Below are 16008 nucleotides of genomic sequence, written 5' to 3'. Positions count from 1 at the left end.
CTTTTTTGTCCAATGAATCAGCGCGAATGTAACCCGTCCTTCTTTCTGCTTCACACTTTAACATAGCAGATAAAAAAAAGAACAAGACTTTTGTCGGCAGGTTAAAAAAGTGTTCGCCAATTTTTTCATCCAAAAAAATCGCCAATTGCGATCAGCCTATCACCCCAAAAAAGATACAGCCAAAAAGAGAAAGCGATCGCAGGAACAAAGGGAAATGGCTCATCCAGCCTGAAGGGAAACAGCTTTGCATAAACCATTCCAGTGACAGATGAAAGGAAAAGAATGATAAGAAACCATTTGAAACCAAAGCAAAACGCAAGCACACCAAACAGCTTCATATCCGCTCCGCCCATGCTATTTGGCTTGAAGCAGTCTAAGCTATAAAACAAAAGAAAACAAAAAAGGAGAGACGCCGCTCCTTCCCACCAAATCAAAAGCGGTTCTAGCGTGCGGTATATGACGAAAAGAGGAAAAAAGAAAAGAAAGAGCTCGTTTGGCACTCTCATATAAAGAAGATCACTCACGACAGCAATCACGAATAAACTACAAAGAATCACAAGAAAAAGGCCCTCAAACGAAAAACCAGCAGTCCTATAAATGAGCAAAAAAAGGCAGCCTGTTAGCAGCTCAGTCATTGGATACAGGAAAGACAAGCGGGCGCCACAGCGCTTACAAGACCCTTTCAATACAATATAAGAGATGAGCGGAAGCATGTCATGAAAAGAAAGCGACTGTTTACAAATTTCACAGTGAGAACGTGGAAAAAGAATGGACCGTTTCATTGGTAGCCTGTCACCAACGAGATGAAAAAATGACCCCATGATCATGCCCGCAAAAAACACAAAAAGATCCGTCAAATTCAGTAGCCCCTTCCAGAAATAGAATAGACCGGATTGTACCATAGCGATTCATCTTGAGCACCTAGTGAAAATGTGATTTCTCCCCTCTTTCTCATTTCAAAAGAAAAAAAGACGCACATTGCATCGAAGCAATTGCGTCTTTTGATTACCTTAAAATACGATTTCGTATATCTGAAATAAAATAAAGGGAGCCTGTCACAAGGATCACTGCCGAAGGGTCAGCACTTTTTTTCTGAATGAAATCAAGTACTGCACGAGGATCTTCATCAAACGATTTTGCTTCTAAATGACTGCAAGCATACAGCTTTTCTGCTGATTCAGCTCTAGGAAAATCAAAGGAAACAAAATGAATTGAGGAACTAATAGCTTCAAGCTTGTCAATCATTTGCCTGTACGGTTTATCTTTTAACGCGCTAAAACATACATGGACTTGTTTACTGGAAAAATGAGCTTGTACGGTTTCTATTAAACGGTCCATCCCCTCTTCATTATGAGCACCGTCTATATAGACAAGAGGCTGATCTTTGACCTTTTCAAACCTTCCAGCCCATGCCGCTTGCCGAATTCCTTCATACACTTGCTCTTCTGACACATTGATATATCCCTCTTGCTCCAGCCATTCGATCAATAGAACCGCAAGGGATGCATTTTGTCTTTGATGTGTTCCGATTAACCCTGTCTCTAGCTGTGGATACTGCCTTTTTGGGGTAGTTAATGTGAATCGTTCACCTGTTTCCGTCGGCTGTTGATGCTCAAAGGTACAAGTATCATGTAACGAAAGAAACGGTGCATTGTTTTCTTGTGCCTTGTTTTGAATGACAGAAAGAGCCTCTAGTTGATGGACGGCCGTGATCATCGGAATGCCATTTTTGATAATGCCCGCTTTTTCTGCTGCAATCTGTTCCAGTGTGTCGCCTAAAATCACCATATGATCATGCCCAATCGACGTAATCGCTGTTAAGATGGGCGCTGCAACATTTGTTGAATCCAGCCTTCCGCCAAGCCCTGTTTCCAATAGGACAAAGTCTACTTGATGCACATGGGCAAAATAAGCAAACGCACATGCTGTAATGATCTCAAACTCTGTTGCTGCACCAAGCTCTGTATCATCTAATTCATCGACTAAAGGCTTGATCTCATTCACCAAGCTCAGCCACTCCTCATCCAAAATCGGCTCCCCATTTACACTAATTCTTTCATTGAACGTTAAAATAAACGGAGAGGTAAAGGTTCCAACTGAATAGCCTGCTGACTGTAAAACGGAACGAGTAAACGCAATCGTTGACCCTTTTCCATTAGTACCAGCAACATGCACCGCTTTTATTTTTTGTTCTGGATGGCCTAGTCTGTCCATCAGCCATTTCATTCGTTCAAGTCCCGGTTTGACGCCGAAGGCTAGTCTGCTATGAATCCATTCAATGGCTTCATGATAGGTTGTAAACAATGTCATCTCCCATTTCATACGAAATTTTCAAAAAAGACGACTCCATTCCATTAGGAGCCGTCTTTTCAACATTATGCTTTCAGCTCTTCAATACGCTTTTGAACAGCTTCGCGTTTTGCGACATAATCACGTTCTTTTTCACGCTCTTCTTCCACGACACTTTCAGGCGCTTTTTTCATAAAGCCTTCATTTCCTAGCTTTTTCTGTACGCGCTCGACTTCTTTTGTGAGCTTATCAAGCTCTTTTTGCAGACGAGCGATTTCTTCATCTAGATTGATTAAGCCTTCAAGCGGTAGAATGAGTTCAGCTCCAGAAATAACAGCTGTCATCGCTTTATCACTTGCAGGGACATCTGTGCCAATTTCAAGCACACTTGGATTTGTGAAACGCTCAATATATGAACGATTTTTTTCTAAACGTTCCTGTACATCAGATGTAGATGCTTTGATATATAGCTCAACTTGTTTGCTCATTGGCGTGTTCACTTCACTGCGAATGTTACGAACAGAGCGAATGAGTTCAACGAGCAGCTTCATGTCAGCAGAAGCCTGTTCGTTCGAAAGCTCGGGCTTTACTTCAGGCCATTTCGCAACGGTAATGGACTCACCTTCATGCGGCAGATGCTGCCAGATTTCTTCTGTTAAGAACGGCATAAATGGATGAAGAAGTCTCATCGTTTGATCTAGAACATATGCCAGAATCGAACGAGTCGTTTTCTTTGCTGCTTCGTCTTCTCCATAAAGCGGAAGCTTCGCCATTTCAATATACCAATCACAGAAATCATCCCAAATGAAGTTGTATAAATGTCTGCCCACTTCTCCGAATTCATATTTGTCAGCAAGCTGTGTGACACTTTCAATCGTTTCATTTAGTCGTGTTAAAATCCATTGATCCGCAACTGATTTTTCTCCTGTCAAATCAAGCTCGTCATACGTTAAACCATCCATATTCATTAAAGCAAAACGGGATGCGTTCCAAATTTTATTCGCAAAGTTCCAAGTGGATTCAACCTTTTCAAAGCTAAAACGCAGATCCTGACCTGGTGAGCTTCCAGTGGCTAAGAAATATCTTAATGAATCCGCACCGTACTTGTCGATGACCTCCATCGGATCAATTCCGTTGCCAAGTGACTTACTCATTTTACGCCCCTGCTCATCGCGGATAAGCCCATGAATGAGGACGTCTTTGAACGGTTTTTCTCCTGTGAATTCAAGCCCTTGGAAGATCATACGTGATACCCAGAAGAAAATGATGTCATAGCCTGTTACAAGCAGATTTGTTGGATAGTAGCGCTTGAAATCTTCACTGTCTTCATCTGGCCAGCCCATTGTAGAGAAAGGCCATAGCGCTGAACTAAACCATGTATCAAGCACATCGTTATCTTGCTCCCAGTTTTCAATATCTTCTGGTGCTTCGAGTCCAACGTATACTTCCTTCGTTTCTTTATGGTACCAAGCCGGGATGCGGTGCCCCCACCATAGCTGACGAGAAATACACCAGTCACGGATATTTTCCATCCAGTGTAAATACGTCTTTTCAAAACGGTCCGGAACAAATTGAACTTGCTCATCACCTTTTTGCAGTTTGATGGCTTCATCTGCGAGCGGCTGCATTTTCACAAACCATTGTGTAGATAAGTACGGTTCTACAACAGCTCCGCTTCGTTCACTGTGACCAACTGAATGCATATGATCCTCAATTTTGAACAAAATGCCTGCTTCTTGTAAATCCTTCACAAGCTGTTTACGGCATTCGAAGCGGTCCATTCCTTTGTATTGCAGCGCATTCTCATTCATCGTGCCATCTTCATTCATCACAAGAATGCGTTCTAAGTTATGACGGTTTCCAAGCTCGAAGTCATTCGGGTCATGAGCAGGCGTAATTTTCACAGCTCCTGATCCAAATTCCATATCAACATAATCATCACCAACGATTGGGATCTCGCGGCCTGTAATTGGTAAAATAACTGTTTTCCCAATCAAATGCTGATAGCGTTCATCTTCAGGATGTACAGCGACTGCCGTATCTCCAAGCATCGTTTCAGGTCGTGTTGTCGCAATTTCAATCGAACCTGATCCATCTGCTAAAGGATATCTCAAGTGATAAAACGCACCCTGTACATCCTTGTAAATCACCTCGATATCAGAAAGGGCCGTCTTTGTTGCTGGGTCCCAGTTAATGATGTACTCTCCGCGATAGATCAGTCCCTTCTCATACAATTGAACAAATACTTGGCGAACAGCCTTATTCAAACCTTCATCTAATGTAAAGCGTTCACGCGAGTAATCTAGGCCAAGACCCATTTTCGCCCACTGGCTGCGAATAAAATCTGCATATTCTTCTTTCCACTTCCACGTTTCTTCTACAAATTTTTCACGCCCGAGGTCATAGCGGCTCACGCCTTCTTCGCGAAGCTTTGCCTCTACCTTTGCTTGAGTGGCAATACCCGCATGATCCATTCCTGGAAGCCATAGAACGTCATAGCCCTGCATCCGCTTCATGCGTGTCACGATATCTTGAAGAGTTGAATCCCAAGCATGCCCTAGGTGCAATTTTCCTGTCACGTTTGGTGGAGGAATGACGACTGTATATGGATCTTTCGTTTTGTCATTTTTTGCTTCGAAAAACTTTCCTTCAAGCCAGTACGTATAGCGGTCTTTTTCAATCGCATTTGGATCGTACTTTGTAGGCATTTCTTGATTATTTGTTCCCATTTGTGTAACCTCCACATTTTTTCGGCTGATGAAACATAAAAAAAGCCCTTTCATCCTTATAAAAGGACGAAAAAGCTTTTTCGCGGTACCACCTTTTTTCATGGAACACATACACGTGTCCCATACACTCTAAAGGATAACGGGGTTCTCCCGAATTTCTCTACTCAATCATTCAAGAAATTAAGCTCACAGGCGACCTTCCAAACAAGTGTATCCTAGGAAACCTTTCAGCTCTTGGTTTCCCTCTCTTTAGGGGCTTGCTTGTACTCTTCCTGGTCCACGCTTACGATATATCACGTTCATCAGCACATACTCATCTTTTATTAATATTACTAAATGCCTTTTGTTTTCGTCAATCATCTTTTCCGCTTTTCTTCTTCTTTATACAAATTGGGCAGGCACCCTTTGCCTCATTGCCCATATAATAATAACAAAATAAAGAAGGAGGGCGTTTGATTTTGAAGAAGATCAATCCTTACACACTCCCCCCCTGGCTTAGACAAATTCGGGCAGTTGCCTCCCAAGTCGTTCTCCCGATTGCCATATTTCAAGGGTTTCGCACGATCATTTTTCCCACAACATTTGACGTCCTCATCTTAGGTATTCTCATATTTCTCGCCTGTGCCTTTCACCTTGATTGGTTTTAAAAGAGCTGAAAGATGCAGGCTCACTCTTATGTAAAGGTCCTCCCATTTTTCAAACAAAAACCTCGTCATTCTGCTGATGACGAGGCATTTTGCTCTTCTTCAAGGCGTCTAGCCTGCTCCATTTCGTGAATCTTCATGACAGTCGGCTCTGAATTTTTCATTTGCCAATACGCTCTTAACAGCTCCTGACAGCTTTCCATCTCATCCTGACCGCCTGCTTCATAGGCTTTCACCGTATCAAACAGGCCCTGCGGGTAAGCGAGGTAACTTAGGAACAAATGAAGCTCTTCCTCCCGAAGCGGATTCCCCTTTTGATACGTATAAAATAAGGAAGTACATTCAGGACAAGCAGTAGGATAGGTTTTAAAGGTTCGGAAGTAAAAGGTCAGAAGATCGTAAATGGGGGCAGCCTTTTTGGACCGCTCAAAATTGGTGAAATGTCCTGTGCCTACATCATTGTACAAAAAGTGATGGACCGACAATTGCCCATGATTTAACACAATACGTGTCGTCTCTTGATCTTTCATTTCCTCGTGCCAATCCTCTAAGCGCTCAAGCGCGAATTCACTTGCAGACATCGCTTCTGAAAAATACATAGCAGCAGCCAGTTCAAATGGCGACATATACCATGTTTGTTCTGCCCGCTCTATAAATCGTTCATACATGTCTTTCTCTGCTTCCCATTTGCTTTTTATTTGTGTGTAGTGAGCTTCTATTTCTTGCTCTGTGATGTCCATCATCACTTCAGTTCGTTTATGAAGTCTTGCAATCTCTTGAAATAAATATTCATGCTTATCGTCCTGCTCTTCTCTCTTTTCATTCGTCAGCCATGGCATGAGGTAATAGGCATACTGGGTATCTCGATGACTTGAGAAAAAGGAACCGCTCTTCGTGCGATAAATCGGCACAAAGGAGCGATAGCCCTTTGATTCTAATTCAAGCATTTGCTCTGTAAACTGCATATGCCGATGAGATTTGACTCGCTTTAGTGCAAATACGCCCTGCTTTGTATACACTTTGACGACTGCTGAACTGACAGGTTCCATATATTCAGCCTCAAGCCCGTATTCATATAGAACAGATTGGATTTCATCCACGTTCACTCACCACATTTTCTCGGTCGATCATCGCTTCTTATGCATTGCTTTTTTGATATTCTGGTATATAAAGAATCTGCCCTTCCTCAAGCTCCGCATCAATCGATAACGAGTTCGTTCGAAGGAGCTGCTGCACATTCAACTGATATCGTTCACAAATACGATCGACCGTATCTTCTTGCTGAACTATACATATTTTCATGCGAGAAAAATCTTCCTCCTCCTGCTTAGCGAACAGCTTCGTTAAATAAAGAGAATTCTCACTGCCAGACGTTTCTCTCACGTCATCTTCATGATCCTCCGCTTTTTGAGCTGACTCATACACCTTTGGCGCTTCCCGTTCATATAATCGCTCGAATTGATAACTGTCATCCCGCTCCTCCTGCGCTTGTTCCATCTGATACGCAGGTGATTCAAATGCTGGATAAGCTGGCGGTGGTTCTTCCTCATGTCCCTCCGCTTCAGGATCTTTCCTCACTTCCACCTCAAAGAACGTATCATCCCGTTCCTCTTCTTCTAATAGCTTAGGCGGTTCAAAAAATGGCGGCTCCTGCACCTGAGCTTCCGGGAAGGAGCGATATCCGAGTGCCACTGCTTCTTCTTGCTCCTCATATTCTTCCTCTTCTGCTTCTTCCACCATCACCGTCTCTATGTCTATTTCTTCTTCTTCAGTTCGTACATCATGTTGCCGCACAGCCTGCTTTTCTTCATCTTCCTCACGCTCGTCGCCTTGTAGCACTTCTTGCTCTTCATATTCTGGCTGCGCCTGATATTCATAGGTGACATCGCCATATTCCTCTTCAGAACGATGAACAAATTCATACGGCTCATCTACAACCGGTTCGGGCGTTCCTTCATCTAATAAGCCCTCAATCGCTAGATCAGCCTGAATGGTGAGCAAACGGCTTTCTGTCAGCTGGTAATCAAACGCATCAATAAACACAAACACATCATTTAAATGACTAATTTTGTTCTTAGGAATGGTGATATCTACCGGAAATTGATGCAGCAGCTCCGCCGTTCCGTCCTCTCTAACCTTTACCTCATCAGCTTGCCTGTATGATGCATAGGAACTGGATTCACCCATTAGCTCCTCTTGATTTATGTTGTATTCTCCTGTTAGCTCGAGTGAACCTCTAATGGAAACATAATCATTCACTTCTTGAACGAGAATGTCAGGGTCGAGAGAAATTGACAGCAGCTCACTGACTTCCTGTCCGTTTTTAAAATAAATGGACTCTTCTACCGAAAACTGTAATCGATTGTTTTGAGACAAGTCGGTGTCCTCCTTTCATCTAATCCTTCAAAATAAAATTAGATGTCAATACAGATGTATGTAGGAGGCAGCGAAAATATGATTGGTTTTACGTAAAGCAAAAAGCCGATATGTCTCCATACCGGCTTCATCGTGTAGACAAACCCTCGCATTCGTTGTCAGGTCTGCGCTCCAGTGCTCTCCCTTCCTAGACTTCAAAGGTTTTCTATCACGCTGAAAAAAAAAAGACAAAGGGCTAAAATAAAGTTCATTTTAGCCCTTTGTCAACAATCTAAGCCGATATGTTTATCGACGTAATTTTTGAAATACCTTTTCCACTGTCTCAATCGTATAGTCAATGTCTTCATCCGTATGAGCAGTTGATAGGAACAGCCCTTCGAATTGAGAAGGTGGAAGGAAGATGCCATGATCAGCCATTTCCTTGTAAAATTCAGCGAATAAAGCGAGGTCTGCTGTTTTCGCTGTGTCGTAATTCACGACCTTCTCGTTCGTAAAGAAGAATCCAATCATGGAACCAGCACGGTTAAACGTTAATGGAATTCCATTTGCTTTCGCCGCTTTTGAAATGCCTTCTTCCAGCCGATCCCCTTTTCGTCTAAATTCTTCATAAGACTCAGGTGTCAGCTGTTTTAATGTTTCTAAACCTGCTGTCATGGCAAGCGGGTTACCCGATAACGTTCCTGCTTGATAGATCGGTCCGCTTGGTGCAATTTGTCTCATAATATCCGCTCTTCCTCCATAAGCGCCGACTGGCAGACCGCCTCCGATCACTTTGCCAAGACATGTCAGATCAGGCGTAATGCCAAAATAGCCTTGCGCGCAGTGATAATCCACACGGAAGCCTGTCATCACCTCATCAAAAATGAGTAAAGAGCCGTATTGCTCTGTGATGTCTCTTAAGCCTTGCAAGAAACCTTCTTGCGGAGGAACAACCCCCATATTTCCTGCAACTGGTTCTACAATGACACCTGCAATGTCGTCACCAAATTCCTGGAAAGCGACTTTGATGCTTTCTAAATCATTGTATGGAACGGTGATCGTATTGCTTGCAACACCTTCAGGGACACCAGGACTATCTGGAAGACCAAGCGTTGCTACACCTGATCCCGCTTTAATGAGTAAAGAATCACCATGTCCATGATAGCAGCCCTCAAATTTCACAATTTTATTTCTGCCTGTAAAGCCGCGCGCTAGACGAAGTGCACTCATGGTCGCCTCTGTTCCAGAGCTGACCATGCGAATGACCTCAATAGAAGGAACTCGTTCTGATACAAGCTTAGCTAATTCATTTTCAACTAAAGTAGAAGCACCGAAGCTTGTACCATGTTCAGCTACTCGCTGTATGCTTTCAACCACACGGTCATTCGTATGTCCTAAAATAAGCGGGCCCCACGATAAGACATAATCAATGTATTCATTTCCGTCAATATCGTATATCTTTGCGCCTTTTCCTCGTTCCATAAAAATCGGGTCTGTGTTGACTGATTTAAATGCACGCACAGGGCTGTTCACACCACCAGGCATTAAGTGCTGCGCTTCTTCAAATGCTTGCTTCGATTTTTCATAGCTACGTCCCATTTCAACGTCCTCCTGTCTATCCGTTCTTTATTCTGAGAGCCATTTTGCCGCATCTTTTGCGTGATACGTAATGATTAATTCTGCACCTGCACGTTTCATGCTTGTCAGCATTTCAAGGACAAGCTCTTTTTCAGAAATCCAGCCATTTTGAGCAGCGGCTTTCACCATTGCGTACTCTCCGCTCACATTGTAAGCGACAACAGGAAGTGTAAATTCATTTTTCACATCACGCATAATATCTAAATAAGAAAGGGATGGCTTGACGATGAGGAAGTCAGCCCCCTCTTCTACGTCAGATTGCGCCTCTCTTAGCGCCTCTAAACGGTTTGCAGGGTCCATTTGATACGTTTTACGATCTCCAAACTGCGGTGTACTATGCGCCGCATCACGAAACGGACCGTAAAAAGCACTTGCATATTTCACAGCATATGACATCACAGGCACATGAATAAAACCAGCTTCATCAAGTGCCTCACGGATTGCGATAACAAAGCCGTCCATCATGTTTGATGGTGCAATGATATCTGCACCTGCACGCGCTTGGCTAACTGCTGTTTTTGCTAAAAGCTGAAGCGATTCATCATTTAAGATTTCACCATCTTCAACAATTCCACAGTGTCCATGATCGGTATATTGGCATAAGCAAGTGTCTGCAATGACAACAAGCTCTGGGAAATGCTTTTTAATCTCAAGCGTTGCTCTTTGAACAATACCATGATCGTGATATGCTTCACTGCCTACATGGTCTTTATGGTCTGGTACTCCAAATACAATGATGGATTGAATGCCAAGATTCACAAGCTCTTGAACTTCTTCTTTCACAAGATCAACTGAAATGTGATAGACACCCGGCATCGAAGGTACTTCTTTCCGGACATTTTCTCCCTCAACAAAAAAGATAGGGTAAATGAAATCAGATGGTCTTAAAAAGGTTTCTCTGACTAGCTCTCTCATTCCTGCGCTTGTACGCAATCTACGGTGTCTGTTAAATTTCATCAATGATTCAACTTCCTTTCAGATAAACGGCACATCAAATCAAGCATCCCGTCTATCGTATAAGTATCTGGGGTTTCAGAGGAAATCCCGTATTGAAGCAGTGCCTCTTTTGTAAGAGGACCAATGGTCACAAAACATGTGTCAGATGCTGCTAACCTTGCTACATCCGCTTCCATGGCATGCATAAAAGAATGAACAGTAGATGAGCTTGTAAATGTAATAAAATCAAATGATTGCTCCATCATGGCCGACTTGAGAGCCGCAATTCCGTCCTCATCCTTCACTGTTTCATATAAAATCCATTCTTTCACTTCAATACCAAGCGGAACGAGCGTTTTCTTCACCACATCTCGTGACAGGCGACCTTTCGCTACAAAAACACGCTCTTTTGGCTGAACATGTTCAATTAAGGCATCTGCCAGCTCTTCTGCTATAAATTGTTCTGGAACGACATCCACCTTAAATCCATGCTGCTTAAGATAGGCAGATGTTTTTTCACCTACAGCCGCCACTTTCAAGTGGGATAAGCTTTGATGTAAACGATGCTCCTCTATATAATTGAGAAAAAACGACGCACCATTCACACTCGTGAACACAAGCCAATGACTGGCTTTTAAGTCTTGTAAAAATGCCTCCGCTTTTTCTTTTGTGAGCGTTGGCTCAAACCTAATTAGAGAGGTTAATACAGCACGGCCGTTCAGCGCTTCAATTTTCTGCCGAAACACGCCCGCTTGACGTTCATTTCGAGTGACAAGCACCGTCTGTCCGTAAAGCGATTTGGCTCTTGTCATTGGGAGGACAGATCCTTTTTCACCTTGTCGATCAAATCCTTTGCTCCCTTATTAGCCATCTGTTTCGCACACGCTGTACCAATTGCCTCAGGGTCAGTACCCGTCACAGTTTCTCGAATGATCGTATGGCCATCAGCTGATGCCACAAGACCCGTCAGTTCAATTTCATCACGCTCATTCATCGTAGCGTAACCAGCGATTGGCACTTGACAGCTTCCGTCCATTTGTTTAAGAAAGGCTCGTTCAGCAAGGACTGTTTTCTCCGTATACTCATGCGTGAATTGAGCTAAAAGCTGCAAGAGCTCTTCATCATTTCCGCGGCATTCAATAGACAATGCACCTTGCCCAACAGCTGGCAGACAGGTGTCAGGAGATAAAAATTCCGACACGACTTCTTTGCTCCAGCCCATTCTAGACAGACCGGCGGCTGCTAGAATAATGGCATCATATTCTTCATTTTTCAGTTTTTCAAGTCTGGTATCAATGTTTCCTCGAATCCATTTAATCTCAAGATCTGGTCGCTCCTGAAGAAGCTGTGCACTGCGCCGCAAGCTGCTCGTTCCCACAATGGCTCCCTTTGGCAGTTCATGAAGGCGAAGATGCCCCTTTGAAATCAGTGCATCCCGCACATCCTCACGCTCAGGAATACAGCCAATGACTAAACCTTCTGGAAGAGCGGCCGGCATATCTTTCATGCTGTGAACCGCCATGTCGATGTCATGATTCAGCATGGCTTGTTCAATCTCTTTGACAAATAGCCCTTTTCCGCCAACCTTCGATAAGGTCACATCTAAAATTTGATCACCCTTTGTGACAATCTCTTTTATTTCAAAAGAATAAGAAGGGTTTAGTTCAGACAGCTTTTGGATGACCCATTTTGTTTGTGTAATCGCAAGCTTACTTCGTCTAGAACCTACTTTAATTGTACGCATTACGTCTTCCTCCCGACAATGCCCTTAAGACTCATCATTATTGAAACCAATGAAAGGTTGATAAGCTCCCAAGCAGAAAATAATTGATCATCAGCACAAGGAATGAAGCGACATTCCAGCGTGCCACGATTTTGCCCTGCATATTCCTCACCAATCTAATGTATAAGTAAAAGCCGTATAAAAACAGCATAATAAACGAACCAAGCACCTTGGCATCTGTCCAGTACAACGTATCATACGAAATATATGCCCATATAATACCAAGAATTAAACTAAGCAGGAGCATGGGTACGCCAATTATATTTAATACGTACGCCATATGATCAAGCTTTGATAGGTCTTCAATTCTTAGAAGCCATTTTCCCCATTTTTTCTTTTTCAGTAAACGGTATTGAAAGAGATAAAGAAGTGAAAAAGCAAATGAAAGTGAAAAGGCACCGTACGATAAAATGGCCATCGTAATATGAATGACAAGCAGCTCACTCGTCAGTCTCCCCGTCAATTCCGCAGAATGGAGATTAGATGGTGTAAAGGTGTGAATCGCCATCATGGAAAAACCAATTACATTTGTAAAAAAGACAATAAATTCAACGCGTAATACTTTTGTGAGAACGAGTGACAGTGTCACAAGCACCCATGTATAAAAATATAACCCCTCTGCTACATTCAACACAGGGAATCGGTCTGTTTCCATCATAATATAAAACATGTAGACTGTTTGCAGCAGCCAGACAATAGAAAGCAACCAGAAAGCCATTTTTCCAGCCTTCCGGTTGTGTTGAAGAAAATCTATGAAATAGAACAAGACACTGAGTGCATAAATCAAGATCGTCGCTTCGCCTAGTCTCGCTACAATGGATTCCATCATCGCCTAATCACTCACTGGCAACTGTAGCAAAGCCTTGTGCCATATTTGATTTGAACAGCTGAAATGACCCTTGATCCACCTGCATCGGCTCTACCTTTTGCTCTTCATCTTCAACCTGTAAATCAAAGATTTCTTTAAAGAGTAAAAGCTTTTCCTCTGCATTCGGTTCCCCGGCAATTTCTTTTGCCTTTAAAATAGGATCTTTCAGCATTTGATTGATGATGCTTTTCGTATGCTTATTTAACAGCTTCATTTCACGATTTGTAAGGTTTGGAAGCTTTCGTTCAATGCTTTGCATCGTGTCTGCTTGAATCGAGAGTGCTTTTTCTCTTAAAGCAGAAATGACTGGAACCACTCCGAGCGTATTGAGCCATTGCTTAAATTCTACAATTTCAGCTTCAATGAGGAGCTCCACCTGCTCAGCCACCGCACGGCGTTCTTTTAAGTTAGCTGCCACAATGCCTTCTAGGTCATCAATGTCATACAAAAAAGCACCTTCTACTTCAGAAATGGCTGGATCTAAATCACGGGGCACTGCAATATCTACCATAAATAGCGGTCTGCCTTTGCGCTGTTTGTTCGCATTTTCGACCATTTCTTTTGTAATGACAAATTGCTTAGCACCTGTTGAGCTAATTAAAATGTCCGCTTCAGATAATGTCTTTTCTAATTGGTTTAAACTCTTAGGCTCTCCTGAAAAACGGCCGGCCAGTTCTTTTGCCTTCTCATACGTTCGGTTGATGACCGTCACATGACCAATTCCTTGACCTTGAAGGTTTTGCGCCGCAAGCTCGCCCATTTTACCCGCACCAAGAATAAGGACATGCTTATCAGAAAGACGTCCAAAGATTTTTTTCGCAAGTTCCACTGCCGCATAGCTGACAGATACAGCATTAGATGCAATATCTGTTTCCGCATGAGAGCGCTTCGCCACGGTGACCGCCTGCTTAAATAAATAATTGAAAACGGTACCAATGGTTTTTTCCTCTTGAGCTAGTTTAAAGCTGGATCGCACTTGACCGAGTATTTGTGTTTCGCCAATGACCATGGAATCAAGTCCGCAGGCCACACGGAATAAATGCTCAACCGCACCATCGTTTTCATAAAACTTCAAATACGGAGATACATCTTCTTTTTCTAAACCGAACCAATCTGCTAAAAATCTTTTTATATAAAACCGACCAGTATGAAGCTGATCTACTACTGCGTAGATCTCTGTTCGATTACATGTTGAGATGACGATATTCTCTAGAATGCTTTTTTCTTCTTTAAGCTTGGACATCGCTGTTCCGAGCTCGCTCGGTTCAAAGCTTAGCTGTTCCCGTATCTCAACAGGGGCTGTTTTATAATCTAAACCCACAACAAGAATATGCATAACTTCAGCTTGCACCCCCAACGCCCTGTCTAATTTATAATAATTACAATATAGAATTTATTATTTATAATGATTATAACATATATTCATTTTTAACTGGATAAAAATTGTGAACAGATTTCAAAAATGTTGTGATATAGTAGAAAAATGTTCGACATCAGATGCCATATCATCACTTCAAGCAATTTATCAGATTTGGCGAGTGTGAACAAATGATCTGCTTAAAAGAAGGTGACATCTTTGAAGAAGAAATCCATTTTGCTGCCGCTCACATTGCTGGCTGTAGCGCTATATGCCATTCTCTCAGGAGATCAATTTGACATTTGGAAAGACCAGGAGAAATGGTATACACTTGTACTGCTTTTTGGCCTTGCTTTCTTATACCAAGGAAAGAAGGAGCAGGAAACCTCTCATGTGTTTATCGGTATGCTCATGACGGGCCTTGCGCTACACTTTATCCTTCAGCCAAAATTGGACCACTGGCCAGACACATTTACAATGATTGTGTTCATCGTCGGCCTTGCGCTTTTCATGAAATCATCTCAGAAAAAGGAATATCGTATCGAAAGTCTAGTTCTCATTGCACTTGGCCTGTTCCTTTATTTCTTTCAGCAAATTACAAAACAGCTGAGCACGCTCTCGATCCCTACTTCCGGTTTTGAATTGTACTGGCCATATGTACTGATTGCCATCAGTCTCCTCTTATTATTTTTAAAAAGGAAATAACTTATACAATCAAAATGTTTAATAAGCCATCAATTGGTTGTTGTATAAATGTTTGTAATCACATCTTAAGAGAACAGTTTCATTGATGATAGACGACAATAACCGCCTTATCTGCAGTTGCTTGTGTAGCAACATTTTTGCAGGTAAGACGGTTTTGTTTTTCTTTCCTCATGTCAAACTGCCTGAATAAAAATATGAACCAGTCATTTCAAAAAAATAAAGAGGCAGTCCAGTCCAAACTAATGCCCCTATGAAAACGATCATGGTATCCAAATAGACAAATGTATTCACGTTCCGAATGTTCATGTACACTATTCCTTATTTAAGTGTTAAGAAACAGAGATTTTAAAAAACCTCTGTTTCTCATCATATTCTCTCTTATTTTTTCTTTAATACCTTTTGCATTTCTTTCATTTCATTGAGCGAGTAATTATAGCACGTTCTCGCCTTCAGTTTTGATTGCCTTTCCTTCATTTCATTTAGTGAGTAATGATAACAAGTTCTTGCTTTTAATTTCATTATGACCACTCCTATCTGAAATATTTTCAAATTCATATTATCAAAATTACTTTTATTTATAAATATGGTATTTAATTTACATGTTGTATCTTTTTAATTAATTTTCAGCACGCAACCATTTGAGTATTTCTAGAAACAAAAACGAATCATTCAAGTTCTACGTTTTTTCTCGACATATGAAAAAA

General features: G+C 42.1%; 14 protein-coding genes and 1 other annotated feature. Of the genes, 2 read left to right on the top strand and 12 right to left on the bottom strand.

From position 1 onward, the window contains the following. Positions 1-125: 125 nt before the first annotated feature. The 3 genes from BK049_RS14755 to BK049_RS14745 all read right to left on the bottom strand — a co-directional run bounded on the left by BK049_RS14755 (position 126) and on the right by BK049_RS14745 (position 5018). Entirely contained in the window at positions 126-857 is a 732-nt protein-coding gene (locus BK049_RS14755; protein ID WP_071168845.1) for a prepilin peptidase, read from the bottom strand. Positions 858-1005: 148 nt separating this feature from the next. Further along, positions 1006-2310 carry a bifunctional folylpolyglutamate synthase/dihydrofolate synthase gene (locus BK049_RS14750; RefSeq protein WP_071169240.1) on the bottom strand — a complete coding sequence of 435 codons (1305 nt, stop codon included), beginning with the start codon at positions 2308-2310 and terminating at the stop codon, positions 1006-1008. A gap of 65 nt (positions 2311-2375) precedes the next feature. Next, positions 2376-5018: a valine--tRNA ligase gene (locus tag BK049_RS14745; protein ID WP_008357933.1), complete on the bottom strand. Its 2643-nt coding sequence runs from the start codon at positions 5016-5018 to the stop codon at positions 2376-2378. Between the two features lie 59 nt (positions 5019-5077). Then, positions 5078-5307: a binding site (T-box leader), on the bottom strand. 169 nt (positions 5308-5476) lie between these two features. On the opposite strand from BK049_RS14745, the gene BK049_RS19885 reads away from it, so the two are divergent. After that, the gene (locus BK049_RS19885; protein ID WP_003216497.1) at positions 5477-5665 is read left to right on the top strand and encodes a hypothetical protein; all 189 of its coding nucleotides are present in this window, start codon (positions 5477-5479) and stop codon (positions 5663-5665) included. A gap of 65 nt (positions 5666-5730) precedes the next feature. On the opposite strand, the gene ysxE is transcribed toward BK049_RS19885, so the two are convergent. From ysxE to hemA, 8 genes are all read right to left on the bottom strand, one after another. Then, a complete protein-coding gene (gene ysxE / locus BK049_RS14735; protein ID WP_071168844.1) occupies positions 5731-6762 on the bottom strand; it encodes a spore coat protein YsxE in 1032 nt (343 codons plus the stop codon). Between the two features lie 37 nt (positions 6763-6799). Beyond that, complete coding sequence (locus BK049_RS14730) at positions 6800-8038, bottom strand: LysM peptidoglycan-binding domain-containing protein (RefSeq protein ID WP_071168843.1); 1239 nt, start codon at positions 8036-8038, stop codon at positions 6800-6802. 285 nt (positions 8039-8323) lie between these two features. Next, complete coding sequence (gene hemL, locus BK049_RS14725; RefSeq protein ID WP_071168842.1) at positions 8324-9616, bottom strand: glutamate-1-semialdehyde 2,1-aminomutase; 1293 nt, start codon at positions 9614-9616, stop codon at positions 8324-8326. A 27-nt stretch (positions 9617-9643) separates the two neighbouring features. Beyond that, positions 9644-10612 carry a porphobilinogen synthase gene (gene hemB, locus BK049_RS14720; protein ID WP_071169239.1) on the bottom strand — a complete coding sequence of 323 codons (969 nt, stop codon included), beginning with the start codon at positions 10610-10612 and terminating at the stop codon, positions 9644-9646. Continuing rightward, complete coding sequence (locus tag BK049_RS14715) at positions 10612-11403, bottom strand: uroporphyrinogen-III synthase (RefSeq protein ID WP_008357945.1); 792 nt, start codon at positions 11401-11403, stop codon at positions 10612-10614. Before BK049_RS14715 ends, hemB begins: the two co-directional genes overlap by 1 nt. Next, positions 11400-12335, bottom strand: coding sequence for a hydroxymethylbilane synthase (gene hemC, locus BK049_RS14710; protein WP_071168841.1), 936 nt, complete (start codon positions 12333-12335; stop codon positions 11400-11402). The genes BK049_RS14715 and hemC overlap by 4 nt, the downstream gene beginning before the upstream one ends. 37 nt (positions 12336-12372) lie before the next feature. After that, positions 12373-13203 (bottom strand): cytochrome c biogenesis protein, encoded by an 831-nt coding sequence (locus BK049_RS14705; protein ID WP_071168840.1) that lies wholly within the window; start codon positions 13201-13203, stop codon positions 12373-12375. A gap of 7 nt (positions 13204-13210) precedes the next feature. Then, entirely contained in the window at positions 13211-14578 is a 1368-nt protein-coding gene (gene hemA / locus BK049_RS14700) for a glutamyl-tRNA reductase (protein WP_008357953.1), read from the bottom strand. Between the two features lie 240 nt (positions 14579-14818). Here hemA and BK049_RS14695 point away from each other — a divergent pair, with 240 nt between their 5' ends. Next, positions 14819-15304: a hypothetical protein gene (locus tag BK049_RS14695; RefSeq protein WP_071168839.1), complete on the top strand. Its 486-nt coding sequence runs from the start codon at positions 14819-14821 to the stop codon at positions 15302-15304. A 378-nt stretch (positions 15305-15682) separates the two neighbouring features. Here BK049_RS14695 and BK049_RS19580 read toward each other — a convergent pair whose 3' ends face one another. Beyond that, positions 15683-15823, bottom strand: coding sequence for a hypothetical protein (locus BK049_RS19580; protein WP_167358865.1), 141 nt, complete (start codon positions 15821-15823; stop codon positions 15683-15685). Positions 15824-16008: the final 185 nt, after the last annotated feature.

The organism is Bacillus xiamenensis, from assembly GCF_001857925.1.
GTDB lineage: Bacteria > Bacillota > Bacilli > Bacillales > Bacillaceae > Bacillus > Bacillus xiamenensis.
This window is presented reverse-complemented; position numbering and strand designations above follow the sequence as displayed.